The sequence below is a fragment of the Croceimicrobium sp. genome (assembly GCF_965228705.1).
GTDB lineage: Bacteria > Bacteroidota > Bacteroidia > Flavobacteriales > Schleiferiaceae > Croceimicrobium.
Map to the genome: position 1 here is coordinate 594,962 of NZ_OZ245832.1, position 17,869 is coordinate 612,830.

Below are 17,869 nucleotides of genomic sequence, written 5' to 3' on the forward strand. Positions count from 1 at the left end.
AATTTTAAGCTTTGGCTTTACTTTGATTTTCCTTCAGGCGAAAGCGGATAATACTTGCTATTAAATCCAGAGGTAGCTCTTGATCCAAAGGAAATTGAACCGATCCTTTACCTTGTTTGTAGGAGGATAGCTCTTTTTCGAAAGCGGCATGTCCACTGGGGGTAGCGTATAGTCCAATATGCTTTTTATAGCCGGCAAAATAAATAAGCGGCTTACCAAAAGTTTTGTAGGCGGGCATGCCATAGGCGATTTTTTCCTCGGCCTGCGCTGCTTCTTTCAAGATCAAATTGCGGATTTGATGCAGCCGCTCCTGTACCTCGGCGGGAAAAGCGGCAATGTATTCTTCCACTGCATTCATAGGCCTAATTTAGGGGAAGGCCCGGATTTAGGATTCAATCACCCGGAAATATTCGTGGTGAAAGATTTTGAAATATTCCTCGGCCTTAAAGTCTTCGTAATAAGGAAGGAATTTGCGCAGGTTACGCTTCACATTCTCAGGGTAGGCGCGTAAATAGGCCATTTTGCTTTGGGCTTGGGCCTGAATGTCGATTTGCACATTGGGAGCGGGCATGCCTTCTATGCCGTACATTTCATTGGCAATCTCACTGGGATTGGGATAGCCGTATTTTTCCATTTTCGCTTTAAGCCAGGTATCCACGATTTCACGTTCCATATGATCGGTAAAAACGGATTGGTAGATGCGCTGGCAATCTAATTTTCCGGCCTGGAAGAGATCGAGCACCAATTGACTGATATAAATATGCTCCGGATGTCCATAGCCACCTTTTACATTGTCTAAGGTGAAAATGGCGCTGGGTTTAAATTCATTAACCTTTTGGATCAGGGCCGCCGTAATTTTCTCCTGGTAAAACTGAGGGGCGATTTCCGCGTAGGGAAGAGGCAGATAGGGATTTTGCATAGTATCTAATCCCTTGCGATAGATTCCATCGTCCACAATAGGCAGATTGCCGGCACAGATAATAGAAGCGGCATTTTCCTTCTTCCCAGGCATTAAATGGATTTGAAAACTCATTTGCTGGATGGTCCAGCCGGCAGCAGTGAGCTTGGCGATGGTTCCCGACATGGCGCAATCATCATCGTCGTGAGCCACAATAATAAGGGCCTTTTTATGGCTTTCCTGGGCCAGAAATTGATCTTCGGGAAATTGCTCGGTAGCGGCAAAGTTTTGCAGTTCTTCGAGACTGGGCTTGTGAGAGCAAGCGCTAAATAGCAGGGCTAGGCTAAGCAAGCCTAAGGATTGGATGTTTGACATTAGCGAGGTTTAGTAAAATCAATAACGCCTTAAAGTTCAAATCGATATGAAGGTCCATAAAAAAAGCCTCTGAAGAGAGGCTTTTGAATTTTGTTTGGAATCGAAATTTATTTACCCATGGCAAAGGCCACAATTTCTTCATCCAGGGGATTGGTGCGACTGCCATGATGGGCAATCCACTTTCCATTTTCATCGATTAAAAATTTATTGAAGTTCCAGCTCACCCTGGCATCATCCACGCCATTTAGTTCCTTGTCGGTTAGCCAATGGTAGATGGGTGCTTGCTCATCGCCTTTCACATCAATTTTATCCATCATGGGGAAGCTCACACCATAGTTCTTCTGGCAGAAACTAGCGATCTCCTCATTGGTGCCCGGCTCTTGCTTTCCAAACTGATTGCAAGGGAAACCAATAATGGTGAATTTCTCACCGCCATGCTTTTCGTATAAGGCTTGTAGATCTTCGTATTGCGGGGTAAAACCACATTTACTAGCGGTATTTACAATCAATACTCTTTTCCCTTTTAATTGGGAAAAACTGAATTGCTCACCATTGAGATCGGTCACCGTAAAATCGTAGAAGGAGGGACTTTCAGCTTCTACCTTATTGCTAGCCTCATTTAAAGCCAGTTTTTCACTTTTAAGAGCCGTCTCGCTATTCTGATTACAACTAGCCAATAAGCCGAGAGCGAGGAAGGACAGGAGGATGCGTTTCATGGAAATATGTTTTGGGAAATAACCTGCTAAAGGTAGGAAAGGTTCGGCTTTAATGAGAGGTATGGAGTAGTTGGTAGCTGGTAGTTTGTGTGATGCCGCTTAATGGGGCTATGTTAATCAGGAAGGAGCTTCTATAATTCCCTTTGTAAATCATCTGCGGATTTATTGAGAGAAGATGGGATTGGGGATTAGGGGTTTAAGTGGAAAGAAAAGTATATTTTTAAGGGAGTTTAGGTCTGGATATAATCGCAATTGAATCTTCTGTATTTCCTTTGGTCGGATGTTTTTATTTCTGGATTTAAAGTCGATAATAAACTAGTTGAAAACATATTAAAATGAAGAAAATATTAATCATCTTATCAATTTCCTTTCTTGTAACATCTGTAACTGCAAAACATACACAAGGCATCCCGAGCCCAAATGAACTTCAGATAATTACTGACTCGATTCAAAATAGAATTTCTTTAATTGAAAAAAGTAGTAGTGAAATAGTAGAAAGAGTCGAGAGAATTGAACGGACAGAGAATAACTACGTAGGTATGATTGTTTCGCTCATTTCTGTTCTCGTTGCTCTTGGACTGCTTATTATTACTGCAAGGAATAATATTAGAACAAGAAATATTCTAGAAACTCAGATTGAAGAACAAAAAGCGGTTAATCGCGCTCAATTAAGACCGGTTCTTCATGCATATAGGACTGGGTGGAAGGAAAAAACAGGATTAATTCTTATAAACTATGGCCAAGGTCCTGCTGCGATTAATGAAATCTACTTTGAAAGAAATGGAACGAAAGCTAAATCTATATCTGAGTTAATAAACCTAAAAGCAATCGATGAGGATATTTGGTGGGACGATAAATGGACCTTCACTCAAAATGAATATTTCTTACACTCTCAGCAAAAGGAGCCATTGTATATGTTGACTAAAGAACAATTGATAAAGAAATATCGAAAATCTGAGAAAGAATCTGAAAGAATTATCAAACAGGTTCGAGCCCAGAGAAAGGATATTGTGTTGGTAATTAAATATTCAAGCTTGATAGATTATGATAATCAAGATGGAGGTCAGGAGTATGTTTATGAAATGGCTTTAGATGTAAAGAAAAAAGGAAATGAGTCGCTAACACCCACAACAAAAAATGTGGGTTGACTGCCTAAAAAAAAATGACTTTACAACTGAATGACATTTGATCAATCGGACAAAGTTTCGGTTTTATAAACCGGCAATGAATATTGCTAAGACCCATACAACTGAACAAAAACCGATCAAAACCTATATCCTTTCACATTAAAACCAAATGATTTCCCCAAGATCAGATTGGCGACGAAGTCATTCGAGTTTTTAGATCCAAGAATAGAGTCACTTCATCAATACCATCAAGATCATATAACCCAAACCTCCCTTAGCCCCAGAAAAATAAGCAGAATTTTTTTTTGACTATGCTAATCTTCCCTCCCAAACATGCTGATGATTCGACTCAAACATGCTGATGTTTGCCTTCATTCATGCGGATGTTTGGATTAAAACCTAAGCTCTTGCTTGTCTGGAAGAGGAGGGGAAGCTTGTTTTTAGGAGGCTTCCGAGCCGGAGATGGACGGCCAATATTCATTTATTGAATGCAGCAAGGAACTGGCGATTGAGGGCCTCGGTTTGGCTTTATTAGGATATTTTGCTTTTTGAGGCCGGGGAATGTGATGGGATAAAAATGTAATTTTAGGGGAGCTAAAACCTGAATTTAATCACAATCTTGAATCTGCTTTTTTCTTAGATAGGATCTTGTTGTTGCTGGAATTAAGGTTAGGAGATAAGGAGGTTAGCGCACATTTGACAAAGAAATGACTGACAAAGAAAGAGCCAAACTAAAAGACGAGATTTTAAACCGACTTCAAGGAAGTGAAAAAGACTGTGAGAAACTGTCCAGAGAAATGGATTCTGACTTCGATTTTATTTGGACTTTAACGGAAGAAATGAACTTTGAAGGTCATTTAATGACTCGTGATTATAGCACCAAAAATGGACCAGGAAAAGCAGTTCAATTGACGCCGAAAGGTAGAACGTTTGCCAAGACTTCATCCTACTCATTTTTATTAGAATCTGAGAAATCAACCCTGAAATCAAGACAGAGGAGTAAGATTACTCTTACTGTGATTAGTATTGGATTAAGCATCATTTTTGGTTTGTCAACTGCTATTCTCGGCTGGTTGACCTTTTCTCGAGACCAAACGATTAATAAACAACAGACAGAAATTCATAAACTTGAGAGTCAAATAGATTCATTGAAAAAGGTATTATGAAACGAGAGCTAGCAACAAATAAGGTCAAGCCGACTTTAATCCCGCTGCGGTAAAGGTTTCAGTGGCGATAGATACCTTCCTTTTTCCACTAAACCATAGACAAAACCCTTTGTCTATCTTAAAACTTGGGTACTGAATAAGAGAATATGAAATTCCTGACCATCATCCTATTGCTTCTCACTTGTAAATGGGTCGACATACAGCCCACAGACCTGGAAGTTAAGTACGTAGAAGGCGCAATGATGGGCGATTTTGAAAAACTGGAATTTACCGGCATTTGTGGTGGGACGGAAGCTATTGAAGCTCATTTTGACCAAATCCAGTATTGCAAAAAACTCCACCAACTAAAAATAAAAGGTAGGATTACAAGCAATTATGGTGAACCCTATCCCTACATGAGCTTTGTTACAGGAAAGGAACAGTGGAATAAAATAATTCGCAATTCTGAAATTTTGACTTCCGATTCCACCGGAACTTTTGATTTAAGCATCGACTATAAAAAGGGAGATGAGCTTTTCATTTATGGAGTGGGAACTTATATTTTGAGGACTAGAATAATAGGGAAATAAAAGCGGACTTCGATAAGTAGAAAGTTGCTTCGAATTGAAAATCAGTGCAGCAATACCGCCACAAAGTCATTTGTAAACCGTTGGTGTTATTATGAAATGAAAGTATTTCTATCCATATTGACTCTATTTATTCTGTTTTGCTGCACCAATCCTGAGAGTCAGCAAATGAATGATAGCCAGCAAGAAATTGTCGATTCCACGCAAGACACTTTCACGGTGAATGGTTTATGGGCAATGCCGAATTATGTTGATTCTGTCTTGGCTTACAAAAGCATCTCAAAATTTAGAAAACAATGGCCAGCTTGGTTTGCCATCCTTATTGAGATAGACAAGGACACATTAAGGTCATATGGTTCCATTATAAACATCGAGGCACCATATATGCCTAAAAGCGATACCCTGCAGGTATTTGAGAAAACCCTTACAGGTCAATGGATATTAACTCTAAACGAGAAGACTAAAAAACTGGAATTAAGAAATTCAGATTCCAAAAGGGAAGACAAGGATACTAATGTTTATGTTTTTGAAAAACGACCTGACCTGAGTTTTTTACTAGACACTCCCAATCCCGCACACTATACAAGTATAAGTTTCACAAGCTACTTCCATGACCAGTTATTTGCAGGGACTTACGAGTTAATTGGTACCAACCAGCAAGTTACCCTTAGTTCCAATGGCCAGATCAAAGGGTTTCAAGACTTTCACAAGTACACTGTCGACAACTACTTTGGAACCCTTCATCCCTACAATAGCCTGGATAATATTATTTTCAAACGAGAGCTTCCTGAAAACTCGAATGAGATTGATTGGGAATTATTTAAATGGGAGTTTCATGGAGACACGCTTATATTGACTCAGTTTTATTGGGAAATATTAAAGAATAAGGGAAGAGAGCTAAGAAGTGAAAATTGGAAACTAAGTGGCGAACAAATAAAAATGATAAGAAAATTGAAACTGGACAAGCAATAGCTTTCAGTGATACTGCCTTATGGAACAAGTATCATATTTAAACCCCTAGCTCTCCTTAAAACCTCAATAAGCGACATTGATAAAGCCAACAGATACACTAGAAAGAATAGGCTCTCTGGATTTTTTAAGGGGAATAGCCGTACTGGGAATTTTATTCATAAACATTGAAAACTTTGCTTATCCAGACTCTTGGAGTCCCTGGAGCTATGGTTTTAAATGCTCGCTTGATCACACTACCCGGTTTTGGGTTTATTTTCTAAGTCAGGGTAAATTCTATGCAATGTTCGCCCTGCTATTTGGGGTAGGCTTTTATATTTTCTTGGAGCGACTGCAAAAAAAGGGACTGGGCTTGAAAGCGGCTGATCTATACGCTCGAAGGATGTTATGGCTTTTTGTAATTGGCATAGCACATGCCTATTTAATCTGGGATGGAGACATTTTATATCATTATGCCATTTGTGGACTGTTATTATTGCCTTTTAGATCGATAAAGAGCCCATATCTTGTTTTGGTGATAGCCTTGCTTTGCACCCTATTGCTGGTTCGTTCCTGCGAGCAAAGCCAAAGAAGGCTGGGCTGGCAGCAGGCAAATGATACTGCTCTTAAGATTCCTGAAGACCAAAGAACGGAAGCAGATACTAAGGCCATATCATTTTGGAATGAAGTTACCAGTCCTCAAATGCCGGATATCTCTTTGCAGCAAATTCCGAAATCAACTTATTGGATCGGCCTTAAGGAAAGCTATAAGCATATTAGTGCCCATAAAGGGATGCTCTACTATCAGGGTTTGCTTTTCTCAACTCTGATCCTCATGATAGTCGGGATCATTTTTTACCGTTCTGGAATTTTTAGTGATTACCGGCTTTGGAAACATTATTGGCTAATTAGCTTTGCGGTGCTGGCTTTGGCTTTGGGAATCAATTACCTCCGCTATTACCATTGGACCTATCTGGAGCATAAACCTATCTTAAGTGTCTATAAAGCTTGGCTATTCACTTTTCCGAGGGAACTGCTGGGGATTGGCTATGTGCTGCTTCCCAATGGATTGTATCAAAAGTATTGTAAATCCTTTCGGTTCAAGCTTATTTCAAATGTGGGTCGGACAGCTCTTAGCAATTACATATTTCAAAATGTCCTACTGGGCTTTGTTTTCTATGGTTACGGATTGGCGTATTTTAATCGACTTTCAAGGTTCGACTTATTAGGGATCGTCTTTATCATCTGGATTTTACAGTTGGTTTTAAGTTCCTTTTGGTTAAGGAAGTTTCAACAAGGTCCTTTGGAGTGGGTCTGGAGAAAATTAACCTATGGCAATTTTGATAGATCAAATTAAAAGGAGGAGAAGCGATATTAAGAACAGCTTTGCTGCAGGCTGAAAAAGATGAAAGCTAAAGACATACAGAAAGAAATTATAAAGACTTATTTGAAGCCGAAGCTCCGTGAAGAAGGTTTTAGGACCACTGCGCAAACCTGGTGGAAGATTATGGATGATTTCTTTATCCTGATTAATCTTCAAAACTCACAATGGAATACTAAAGAGAGCTTAAGCTTTTGCTTCAATATCGGAATTGGCTTAACCGAGAACCTGAAAGACCCAAACAAGAAAAGGGCGACCTATTTTGACCTAGCGACGCCATTACGAGAAGGAGCCTACTTGTCGGATAAACGGGATAAGCACAAGTATCGACGGGACGCTTCGCTTGGCTATCTGATTACCGAGAAGACAGAGCTTGAAGATTTCAAAAATGAACTTAGGATCGATTTTGAGCATGATATTCTACCAAAATTAAATCGACTAAAGACGCTTCAAGACTGTTTAGAATTCTATCAACCATTTACCTTTTGGGGGGAGCGACTTCAAAAACAGGTGAACGATCTAAAGAAAAGCTAAAATATCGGCCACTAAGTTCTGTTTATGTAAATGAAGCTAGCACGCCTTCAGATGCCCCAGCCTTAGATGATAATAAAATCACCTTTCCCTTGCTAAGCGGCAACAACTGCACGTACTTAGCTAAAATCTTAGCACCACTTGATTAATGACAGAGGAACAGAAGATACTTTGGACCAAGATTGAAGAATTCGAGATAGATGACATAGACTCGAGCTTCACCTTTACAGATCGACTTGCAAGAGAAAATGGCTGGACTATAGAATTTTCACTGCGGACGGTAGAGGAATATAAAAGGTTCATCTTTTTAATCTGCATAGCAGACCATCCCTTAACTCCATCTGATCAAGTTGACCAAGTTTGGCATTTACATTTGATATATACCCAATCTTATTGGATTGACTTTTGTAAAAACACAATCCATCGAGACATTCATCATGGCCCTACGAAAGGAGGGCAACAAGAAAAGGACAAATACAAGGATTGGTACGCGGAGACGAAAACACTTTATCAAAGAATATTTCAAACACGCCCTCCTGAAGACATTTGGCCATCAAGTCAAATTAGATTTGGGGAATTGAACTATACGAGAGTCAATAGACATAGAAACTGGGTAGTTCCTAAACCAAAGCTAAAAACAAACTAATGGAATTACTCTCAAAACTTACACCTGCGGAAACCTATTTGCTTCTTGAAAGCTCAAATGCGGACCTAAAAAAATTATTGAAATACACCTTTATGGACTTGCTTCTCAAGCGAGTCCTTAAAACAACAGAGCTTAAAAAACAAAGTCATCGTAAGGACCGTGTTCGGGTATACAATTATGTAATTGCGGCTAAGAACTTCCCTAAGTACAAACCCTTAGCTCATGAAATGATTTATCTAAGCCCATATTACAGAAGTAAGTCCATGAAAATCCTTTTTCGAAACTTGGTAGCTATGGGCTTTCAAAATGCTGGCGGTAAAAAAAGGTTCATCCGAAATTATCTGGTGACATCACCAAATCTTGAAGGATACTTTAAAAGCGGATTATTCAATTACTTGTTTGCTGAGCTCAAGTTGACTGATAAAGGCTTTGATGCACAACAAAAAATTAAATTGAAAATTGCTCAACTTGAAAAGGAGCTGCCAGAGATTCTTCAGGCTGATAAGAAAAAAGCACTTGAAATTCTCCTCACTATAAAGGGTAATATTTTCCTGCTAAAGGACCTTGACTTTGATTTATTGAAACAAATCGACAGGCAATTAATGGAAGAATTCCAGCGGCAAAACAGAGACTATGACACTGGATGTTACGGCTGTGCGACCTGGGATACTTATGACAGCTATGAAGATTCCTTCGATAGCAGTTATGACTCGGCTGACTCAGGAGGAGGAGACAGCGGGTGTAGTAGTTGCAGTGGGTGCAGCGGTTGCGGAGGCTGTGGGGGTTGCAGTTAAGAAGAATAGAAATAATAGGAGGGCTTAAAGGAATTTGGGAGATGAGGAAAAAAATTCTTCGGTTTGATATCGGAGAATAGACCTAGCTCTAGAACCTTTAAAATGAAAACTAATAAATCGCCTAGCAATTACAGGCAGTTTTAAAGCAGCTAAAGCGTTTGCGGCCGTCTAAACCTTAGTTGACCCTAAATATCACTGTTTCAATGATTACCGCGACACCATATTTATTATTAGCGTAATTAAAAAATGAAGGACTTCGAAAAACAAATGACTCAATATTGGATGAAAGAATTTCCTAGTGTTTGGTCATTTTTAGGGTCGCCTGAAGAAGCAGGAAAAATTCCAACTGAACATAAGGACCAGATTCACTTTCTGAATGATAGGGGGACTGAGCTGATTGAGCAGTTTCTGGAAAGTTCAAAAATGACAAAAGGCTTTCCTTTTAAGCCATTTATTGATTATTTCAAAAGGATTGACGATTTCCGGATCACGGAAAATTGCGATACAGAAATAAAAAAGTGGTTATATAATAAAGGAATACCCTTTTCAAAGTACGTTTTCATTGATTACGACAGAAGTGGACATGCGCTAATGTTGACCTGGAAAATGATACTAAAATATTGGGAAGGAATATTTTTCGCTGAGGACATTTTGATTTTCGACAGTGCCCTGCAATGGGGACTGTTTTATTACCACGGAGATCAACTCTGGTTTGGCTCAGAAGTGATTTTTAAGCCGAAAGCAGAAGTACAAAGGACCATTGAAATGAACGAAATCCTAAAAAGCTTAAGCAATGCCAATAAAGGGTATGAAGCATAGGTCAGGCAGTGGTTTCGAACTCTTTGCAAGCTTTGTCATAGTCAACAAATGAACCTGCCCTAACTATTTTTAATGAGTTCATTTTTAGGGAAGTTTACAGTTTACGAGATCCTTAAAGCAAAATGAATTAATGACTAAAGAAGAAGTCAAGTACATACTCAATTATTTCAGCCATTTAATGCCCCAGGATGATAGGTTGACGCTTAAGTATCATATGTATACCCATAGCAAGTCTGATGAACAAAAATTGCGGAAAGCCATAAATGAAAGAGCGGAGACTAGTGAAAAAGTAGAAAATCAGGAAATGCCAGGGAAGGCTTATGAAGAGTTTGCGTTGGGAGTGGCTAAAAAAATAGTGAATCAATATCCTGATAAGCTGTACTTCAATCGGTGTCCAAAATGTAATTCACTTGCAAGAACGCCTTATTCCAGGCAATGTAAAAGTTGTGGATTTAATTGGCATGAGAATGCTTTAGCGCGTTTTAAACTTGAAAGATCCTTTCAGCTCATTGGAAGACAATTTTTTCTTCTAGGTCAAATAACAAAAGGAGAGATTAAGATTGGTCAGTTTATTGACCTAAAGATGCTAGGCCTAAGTAGAAGAGCTGAAATTGAGGCAGTAGAATTTTATGATAAAAGGGAGAATGGAAAAGTCCAAGCAGGTATTAGTCTCGGACTAGGAGAACTAAGCGAAGAGGAAAAGGAGTTTATTAAAAGACTAGGTTCATTCGAAACTCCAATAGACATATTCGCGAAAAATTAAATGGCTAAAATAGTCTTGAGTATATAAACCTTAGCTTAAAATGAATATGAGAAACTTAGCGATACTCACTCTTGTCTTAACAATGCTTAGTTGTCAAACTAACGACTCAAAAAATGAAAGTTCCGAAGCGACAAAAACTCAGCAATCAGAACCAAATTTTGAAGTGGCTCTTAAGTTTATAAATGACTATCTAGACTTTTTAAATGGCCCAAAGTCCGAACTTGCTTATGTCGATTGGGTGGACCAACGAAATGATGTGACCCTCGGTTTTAAGAATGAACTGAAAAGAGTTCTAGAGGAAGCAGAAAGGTCTGATCCAGAATACGGCTTGGGATTTGACCCCATTCTTGATGCTCAAGACAATCCAAATGAATTCGTGCTTGACACAGCGGACTCGGAATATATGACTGTAAAGGCTAAAGATTGGCCAGGTTTTAAGCTGACCTTAAAAGTGAAACTAGTAAATACTAAATGGCTTGTTGACGGAGCAGGAATAATTAACATTCCAGAAAACAAGAGAATCGAAAGATAAAATACGGTGCCCAAAGTAGGCTTAAGAGTATAAGAGCTAAAAGTCTAACAGCAAGGCTGCCCCTAGCGTATACACTTTCAAATATATTGTCCGGATGGAAATTACATTGAATTGAAAATCAGTACAGTTAAAACACCACAAAATTTTTTGAAACCCTGGAGGAAATTATAAATGAATGGCAACCGATGGAACTAAAATAATTGACGGAGATTTAGCTCACGACAGCTATTGGGGTATTATGGATCTTTATGATAGCGGTGCTGATATCCCGATGATTCTTAAAGAATTTCCTCTCGAGAAAACGGAATTTCTTGATGACTTTGATCAGGAAATCTATGTGACTAGTTGTGGGCTTGCCTATTGGGAATTAGGCTTAATGACAGCCGAGCGATTAGCATTTATCAAAGACGTAATCCGTAAAGATGCTTGTGTGAGCGAATGGACTTCCTATTCTGAAAAAGAAGGTAAATCGAGAAAATTAGTTCTTAAGAGATACCTCAATAAAATCGAGAAACTGAATGGGAATGTCAGGAAACCCAAGAGCTATCGAAAAATAAGCAAGTTCATTTTCACTGAAAACTCGATCCTGATTTTTCAGCTTTCTAATGGTGAATATGCAACCACATGTTGTGTGAAAATTTACCAATACCGTGGAAGTTGTAGTTATTGGCTTGTTCCGATTAGCTATAAGTCTACCTCAAAACCAAGGATCGATCAAATAATGGAGTCCGAAATCCTGGGACGAACTATAGGTAGTGGATATAGTCGAGAGGAAATCCAAGTTTATCAACCTGGAATTGAAAAAATATGGGACTATGTTGGGGGAAAACCAAAATTCTGTTTCGGCTTTGTGATTCATGCAGTTGAACACAAAGACTTATTAAACTTTAAGGATAAATTCGAGAAAATTGGTGAACTGGATATTAGCGAAGGACTAAAAGAAATTGGGTCCATTGCTGGAGTAAATACATTTGAAAGTTATAATGAAATCTACTCAGACCTTGACAATCAAATAGAGGTTTATAGCTATAAAAAATATCCAGTTTCAATTGTTGTAGGTGAATAAAGGACACAATCAGGGCGGTAGTGCATACTTTTCATGGTCCACGACATATATATAGTATCAGTAAAATGGTTGTTCAAAAGAAAGCTAAACGGGATATCCAAATTGAATTATTCCCTGAAAATGTTCAGTTTGAATACAATAATGATGTGTATCAAGTTAGCTTTTCTGAACCAAATGAAATCAGAATGGCTGTTTATGTTAGAGAACTGGAAGTGCTTAAAAACAATGATTTATTCAAATCAGTAACTGTTTCTGATTGTAGCTACTTAGAACTTCATTCTCCAAACAAACAGTTTTTAGCACTTCCCACTCGAAATGGACTTGAAATAATTGACTTGGAAAGTGATAATTCAATTGAAGTGAATTCATTTTTCATGCTCGGCAATCAATTTGATTTAAAGAGCGAGTTCTGTTTGATAAATGGACAATATGATTCTCAGTTAATTGACTTAAAGTCATTTAGGGTGATATTTCGACATAAGAATCTGGATAACTACATTTCGCAGGCTAGGTTCGGCTCAGACAATAAAGTGTGGACGATTGAAAATTGGGGACAAAAAATGAGAATTGAGCACCTTGACCCACAATCGCTTAAAACGATTTATTCTGTTCTTGAGACTCCCTTTGAGTTTTTTAAAATAGATGGAGCCAAGTACCAAAATCTGATTCGAAGCAATAAACATTGCCTTTGGCTAATGCAAAGCGGTGGTATGCGGTTCTCTTCTTATTTAAACAAATGGGAGTTTGTGAAAACTAGCAAAGGAATAATTTATAGGAGTACTGTGCCAAAGACGGAAGTCAAGTATAATACGAATTATAAAGTTGATTCATGTGAGGTCGATTTCGAATATATAGAACTAATAATTGGTCAAGAAATACAGTCAGAAATGGTCTTGGAGAAAGAAAGTTTATGGGAGAAACTAAAAAGACTATTAAACTAAAAACATGGGTGAGAACTAACCCAATTTGACAATATGAACACCACCTTAAAATCATCAATTCTTGCCTTAACCTTAGCTTCATGTTCTACCGGACTATTTCAAAAAGGAGGTGAAAGGACTATCCAGCACTATTCTGAAAAAATGGAGTTTGTAGAATTAATAAATAAGAGATACCCAGCCTATAAGATTTACCTGGCAGATAGCTTAACCAAACAGGATATGTGGAAGCATATTGAGCCCTTTAAAAGAATTCAATTTATTTACGCTGACATAGATACTTTGGTGGATTACAATTCTGGACTTTCATTTCTTGGAGAAGGACTCACAGCGGAAAATCTTGAAGTACGAAAAGCTTTGTGCCGAACTAAAGAAATCTGCTCTTTTGACAAAGACCTGGAAATACCAAAAGACTCTTTGATCTTTATATCAGAGCCTCAAATCTATATCCTCAATAAGAGACCTGTGGCATTCATGATATTGAAAAGTTATCAACCCAAAACCATTCAACTAAAAGAAAGTGACACGACATTTTTATTAAGCAAATTTCACTTAAAGTCAGCCATTTGGGAGTCAAATGAATGGAAAGGAAATCTAACAGTGGATTTAGATTAAAACCGAGCAGTATAAAACCTATAAGCAAAGCCCTTTTAAACACCTCGTTTTACCAAACCGATCCAGGTAATAAGCTTTCGAAATGAACCTGAAACCTAAACAATCCCCGAATCTCATCCTGGCTATCAGTATTGGCCTTATATATCTATGGTTCGGAATCTTGAAGTACTTTCCAAATCTTAGTCCTGCAGAAGATTTGGCTCAAAGCACAATAGGCTTGCTGACTTTTAATTTGATCTCTCCTAGGGTATCGATAATCCTTCTTGCGACTTGGGAATCGCTCGTGGGCCTTCTATTGTTATTGAATATTTTCAGGAGAACAGCCATTATTCTGGCCTTTATACACATGACTTTCACCTTTTTCCCTTTGCTATTCTTTAGGGATCAGGTTTTCGGAAATACGCCACTTCAACTCACTTTATTAGGTCAGTACATCATTAAAAATTTGGTCATTATAGCTGGGCTATTAGTCTTGTATAAACTGCCTATAAGCAATCCAAAACTACATTAAAGGCAATTTGGCCAAAAGCTCGTAATGCACTTAATAAGACCTATCATGCCAATTAATTTATACATCGATTCAACAAAAGAAAATTTACTTAGCCTGTGTGATGACTCTTGGGAACTTCCAGACCAATTACATCAACTTGAAAGCTGGTTGGAGGAAAAGGGTAGATTCTTAAAGCCTGGAAAGTATGTAGCAGATATTGGGTTTGCAATTTGTAAAGGAGCGACTGGTGGTGGGGGAGTCTTGAGTTCTGAATCGATGTCTATACTAGGGAAAATAGGAATGGATATTTATTTCTCTGAATATCCTTCTGATTAATAAGTGCTTAGGTGTGGTTTGAGGAAAAGGGCTATTTAATAATTGATAGAATATATACCTTGGATAGAATGGAGTTTTAATGCTGTTAATGATATGGAACGAAGAGAGGAATACCAGGGATATGTTCCTGAAATCATAAAGGAAATTGTCATTAATGACAAGAATGAATTGTTAGTAAAACTGATTGGAGATGCTAATCCAATGTATCAGTATCTGTATCGGGAAGCTGCAGGTGTCTACTGGGATGAAGATCTGAAAGCCTTTAAGTCAACTCCCTTAAAAGAATGGACTGCATCAAAATGGTTTTTTCATATCAAGGATCTTGTAAGTTCGGTTTTGAAAGTGGAATTGCTTGTTGACGAAAAGATAGAATGGGTTAATGTCGCTGAGGATGAGGTGAATAAGATAAAGAAGGCCATGAAGGGATATTCTAACCAAATTGAATGAAGTTTAAATATGGGATATGAGTTAAGTATTCAGCGAAAGGAAAATCGACATAAGATATCTAAAGAAGAATGGATAGCCTATGTGAATTCAGACCCAGAATTTGTGCAAATCGAAGAATATTCAGCAGAACTCGATGGTGGAGGATCTTTCACTATCCCGACTCCGAATGCTGGATTATGGAAAACTGAAAAGGGTGAAGTCCCATTCACATTCTCTGAAAAATATGGAGAGATTAGTGTTAAAAATCCGGCCGAATGGATAATCACCAAAATGATTGCGATTTCAATTAAGCTGGATGCAATTGTTCTTGGCGAAGAAGGTGAACTTTATGATGAAAAGTATTTGAAGAGAACTAAATCCAATTTTGGGAATGAAATATCAGAGAGAAAATGGTGGCAGTTTTGGAAAAGAAGGAATTCAGAATCTTCTTATCCTAAAGCGATCTCTCTGGAAACCGATCCTGAAAATGATTTATTTGTAGGAGATTGTTTTCTTTCAAAAACTCAGGACTTTGAAATCGGTTTGACATTTTTGGAAATCTATCAAGGACAAAATGGTAAATATTACTCCTTGATACCGGTGATACTTGACATGTCCAAAGATTCTATCGATAAATTTCGTTACGGACAGGTCAAAGTTCAACCATTCCTAGGTTCAAATTCATTCGGAATACCAGTAATAGGGATTAAGACTGAAGAAATGTTAAGGGAGTTAAAAGTACTTTTTAATAAAGTGGGTAAAATAGAGTTTAAAAATCCAAAACCCAGCAAATTGGGAACCTCATACATATTTGATTATTCCGATGAGTGGGTGCGAGATTTTGTTGGTAAAACTACAATGTACTTCAATAAAGAGCGAGAAATAATTCCTTTTTCAGATTTGATTTAATAAAGCAACGATTTAAGATCAAGATGGCTTTTAAAAACACTTTCGATTTAGAATAAAATGGAAAAGACAGAAATGGATAAATTTCGTTCTTCGTTTGATATTAAGACCATATTAAAAACTTCAAATGGCAGATTTTAGAAGGAGTATAATTCCCCTGATTCAATTGGAGTTTGCTGTTTTTCATGGTTTTGCGGAATTTCTTCCAATTGTATTTAAAATCCGGAGAAATGAAAATCAAATCCTTAATTAGTGTATTAGGCTTTATCTATGCTTTAACGGCTTGCGAGGGCAGTGCCCAAAAGGATACTGATTATACGATCTATCATTCAAGGATTATAGAAGCGGAAGAGCTAATTAGTCAGGAAAATTATCAAGCAGCTTTAACTCAGTATGAAGACTTGTTTGCCGACTATGATTTCACTTTTTTGCGTGATTATAAAATAGCTGCTCAAATCTCCTTCCTGATTGGAGATAAGGAAAAAGGCTTGCTCTACCTTAAGAAGGCAATTGCCAATGGTTGGGAATGGATGGAGCTCAAAGAGCAGAAATTCTTAAACCAGCATCTTTTGGCTGCCGACTGGAAATCCATTGAAGACCAATATGAGGACCTGCATGGCCAATTCCTAAATAGAGTGGATGCAAGCCTTAGAGCAAGAGTTCGGGCCATGTTTGAAAAGGATCAAGAACTCGCCTATGAGGCTTACATTATTGAAGATGAGCAAGAACAAGAGAGATTCATAGCGGAGAATTTCCCAAAGCATAGCGAAGCACAAATAGCTAAGCTTTTGGAGATTCTGGAAACGAAGGGCTACCCCGGAGAGTATCTAATAGGGAATGATTTTTGGGTATCCACGATATTGAGTCATCATAATTCTCAGGGCCTGGAATATGTTAGAACGGATACCTTATTTGATTTCATCAAGCCAAAATTGAAGCAATACTTAAAACTTGGCTATATATCGCCCTATGAAATTGCATTGCCAGAAGATTGGAAGGGATCAATACTATCCGAAGGGGAGGATTCACCTTATGGCTACCTGGTTCCTCCTAATGCTTCCAATATTTCCCAAATTAACAAAGCCAGAAGGGCAATTGGCCTACGCTCGGTTGAACTAAGAAATCAATTGATAGTTATTGAGGCTAAAACGGGTATGAGCCTTTATTTACCTGATTGGGTGGAAGGTAAAATAGAAGTCCAAGAGAATTAATTGCTTGACAGCTTTACTTATTAGATCGAATTAAAAATTGGATTGAAATTGCAATTCTAATTGAATCGAATTTGCAATTCGATTCTTTTCTAATCCAAGGATTTTAGATAACTCACTTGTTTCTCCGCTTCCTTCTTGGCTTTATTTTTCCATTCCCTAATTTGATCGAATTTGCAATTCGAATCTTCCCAATTGGGATTTTCAGCACTGATTTCCGGTGGAGGAGGTGGCAGAATATTCCAGGGATGTTTTAGGGAAAGGCTTAATCCGCAATCGTTCGCTTTAAAATGCTGATCGTAATTTCCCAAAAAGATCCAGGCTCCGCTTTTGGAAACAAAGGGACCACAAAGACCTTCGTTTATGCCTTTAATGATTTGTCCTTTACTAAGATCCCCTTTGATCACTTCCACTACACGAATTTCAAAGCTGCTGGAATCGGCACTAAAGCTTAGCACCTCGCCAATAAATACCGCATTGGAAATACTGTATTCCCGGCTCAAGGCCTTTTCCCGGTTTTTAATGGGAATGCAATCGCAGGCCAGCAGGCTTAGGCTTTGAGAGAGGAGTAAGAGGCTGAGGAGGGATTTTAAAATCCTGTATTGAAAGTTTAGTGCCATGT

At 38.2% G+C, this 17,869-nt stretch carries 21 protein-coding genes; 17 read left to right on the plus strand and 4 right to left on the minus strand.

What is annotated here, in order from left to right; translation table 11 throughout:
• Window positions 1-4: 4 nt before the first annotated feature.
• From ACO05P_RS02525 to ACO05P_RS02535, 3 genes are all read right to left on the minus strand, one after another.
• Window positions 5-358: an iron chaperone gene (locus ACO05P_RS02525; RefSeq protein WP_421753217.1), complete on the minus strand. Its 354-nt coding sequence runs from the start codon at window positions 356-358 to the stop codon at window positions 5-7.
• 27 nt (window positions 359-385) lie between these two features.
• Window positions 386-1,273, minus strand: coding sequence for a PIG-L deacetylase family protein (locus tag ACO05P_RS02530; RefSeq protein WP_421753218.1), 888 nt, complete (start codon window positions 1,271-1,273; stop codon window positions 386-388).
• 107 nt (window positions 1,274-1,380) lie between these two features.
• A complete protein-coding gene (locus ACO05P_RS02535; RefSeq protein WP_421753219.1) occupies window positions 1,381-1,989 on the minus strand; it encodes a glutathione peroxidase in 609 nt (202 codons plus the stop codon).
• 335 nt (window positions 1,990-2,324) lie between these two features.
• On the opposite strand from ACO05P_RS02535, the gene ACO05P_RS02540 reads away from it, so the two are divergent.
• The 17 genes from ACO05P_RS02540 to ACO05P_RS02620 all read left to right on the plus strand — a co-directional run bounded on the left by ACO05P_RS02540 (window position 2,325) and on the right by ACO05P_RS02620 (window position 17,250).
• The gene (locus ACO05P_RS02540) at window positions 2,325-3,137 is read left to right on the plus strand and encodes a hypothetical protein (RefSeq protein ID WP_421753220.1); all 813 of its coding nucleotides are present in this window, start codon (window positions 2,325-2,327) and stop codon (window positions 3,135-3,137) included.
• A 686-nt stretch (window positions 3,138-3,823) separates the two neighbouring features.
• Entirely contained in the window at window positions 3,824-4,282 is a 459-nt protein-coding gene (locus tag ACO05P_RS02545; RefSeq protein ID WP_421753221.1) for a hypothetical protein, read from the plus strand.
• 146 nt (window positions 4,283-4,428) lie between these two features.
• Window positions 4,429-4,851 (plus strand): hypothetical protein, encoded by a 423-nt coding sequence (locus ACO05P_RS02550; RefSeq protein ID WP_421753222.1) that lies wholly within the window; start codon window positions 4,429-4,431, stop codon window positions 4,849-4,851.
• Window positions 4,852-4,947: 96 nt separating this feature from the next.
• Window positions 4,948-5,820, plus strand: coding sequence for a hypothetical protein (locus tag ACO05P_RS02555; RefSeq protein ID WP_421753223.1), 873 nt, complete (start codon window positions 4,948-4,950; stop codon window positions 5,818-5,820).
• Between the two features lie 280 nt (window positions 5,821-6,100).
• Complete coding sequence (locus ACO05P_RS02560; protein WP_421753224.1) at window positions 6,101-7,153, plus strand: DUF418 domain-containing protein; 1,053 nt, start codon at window positions 6,101-6,103, stop codon at window positions 7,151-7,153.
• A 48-nt stretch (window positions 7,154-7,201) separates the two neighbouring features.
• Window positions 7,202-7,711 (plus strand): DUF4304 domain-containing protein, encoded by a 510-nt coding sequence (locus ACO05P_RS02565; RefSeq protein WP_421753225.1) that lies wholly within the window; start codon window positions 7,202-7,204, stop codon window positions 7,709-7,711.
• 720 nt (window positions 7,712-8,431) lie between these two features.
• The gene (locus ACO05P_RS02570) at window positions 8,432-9,148 is read left to right on the plus strand and encodes a hypothetical protein (protein WP_421753226.1); all 717 of its coding nucleotides are present in this window, start codon (window positions 8,432-8,434) and stop codon (window positions 9,146-9,148) included.
• Window positions 9,149-9,394: 246 nt separating this feature from the next.
• The gene (locus ACO05P_RS02575; protein WP_421753227.1) at window positions 9,395-9,967 is read left to right on the plus strand and encodes a hypothetical protein; all 573 of its coding nucleotides are present in this window, start codon (window positions 9,395-9,397) and stop codon (window positions 9,965-9,967) included.
• A gap of 130 nt (window positions 9,968-10,097) precedes the next feature.
• Window positions 10,098-10,730: a hypothetical protein gene (locus ACO05P_RS02580; protein ID WP_421753228.1), complete on the plus strand. Its 633-nt coding sequence runs from the start codon at window positions 10,098-10,100 to the stop codon at window positions 10,728-10,730.
• 46 nt (window positions 10,731-10,776) lie between these two features.
• Window positions 10,777-11,262, plus strand: coding sequence for a hypothetical protein (locus ACO05P_RS02585; protein ID WP_421753229.1), 486 nt, complete (start codon window positions 10,777-10,779; stop codon window positions 11,260-11,262).
• A 175-nt stretch (window positions 11,263-11,437) separates the two neighbouring features.
• A complete protein-coding gene (locus tag ACO05P_RS02590; protein ID WP_421753230.1) occupies window positions 11,438-12,328 on the plus strand; it encodes a hypothetical protein in 891 nt (296 codons plus the stop codon).
• Window positions 12,329-12,393: 65 nt separating this feature from the next.
• Window positions 12,394-13,269 (plus strand): hypothetical protein, encoded by an 876-nt coding sequence (locus ACO05P_RS02595; protein ID WP_421753231.1) that lies wholly within the window; start codon window positions 12,394-12,396, stop codon window positions 13,267-13,269.
• Between the two features lie 33 nt (window positions 13,270-13,302).
• Window positions 13,303-13,881 carry a hypothetical protein gene (locus ACO05P_RS02600; protein ID WP_421753232.1) on the plus strand — a complete coding sequence of 193 codons (579 nt, stop codon included), beginning with the start codon at window positions 13,303-13,305 and terminating at the stop codon, window positions 13,879-13,881.
• Window positions 13,882-14,437: 556 nt separating this feature from the next.
• A complete protein-coding gene (locus ACO05P_RS02605) occupies window positions 14,438-14,707 on the plus strand; it encodes a hypothetical protein (protein ID WP_421753233.1) in 270 nt (89 codons plus the stop codon).
• 93 nt (window positions 14,708-14,800) lie between these two features.
• Window positions 14,801-15,154: a hypothetical protein gene (locus ACO05P_RS02610; protein ID WP_421753234.1), complete on the plus strand. Its 354-nt coding sequence runs from the start codon at window positions 14,801-14,803 to the stop codon at window positions 15,152-15,154.
• 9 nt (window positions 15,155-15,163) lie between these two features.
• Window positions 15,164-16,042 carry a hypothetical protein gene (locus tag ACO05P_RS02615; RefSeq protein WP_421753235.1) on the plus strand — a complete coding sequence of 293 codons (879 nt, stop codon included), beginning with the start codon at window positions 15,164-15,166 and terminating at the stop codon, window positions 16,040-16,042.
• A 227-nt stretch (window positions 16,043-16,269) separates the two neighbouring features.
• A complete protein-coding gene (locus ACO05P_RS02620; protein ID WP_421753236.1) occupies window positions 16,270-17,250 on the plus strand; it encodes a hypothetical protein in 981 nt (326 codons plus the stop codon).
• A gap of 89 nt (window positions 17,251-17,339) precedes the next feature.
• Here the strand turns inward: ACO05P_RS02620 and ACO05P_RS02625 are convergent, their stop codons facing one another.
• On the minus strand, window positions 17,340-17,867 hold the full coding sequence (locus ACO05P_RS02625) for a hypothetical protein (RefSeq protein WP_421753237.1): 528 nt from the start codon (window positions 17,865-17,867) through the stop codon (window positions 17,340-17,342).
• Window positions 17,868-17,869: the final 2 nt, after the last annotated feature.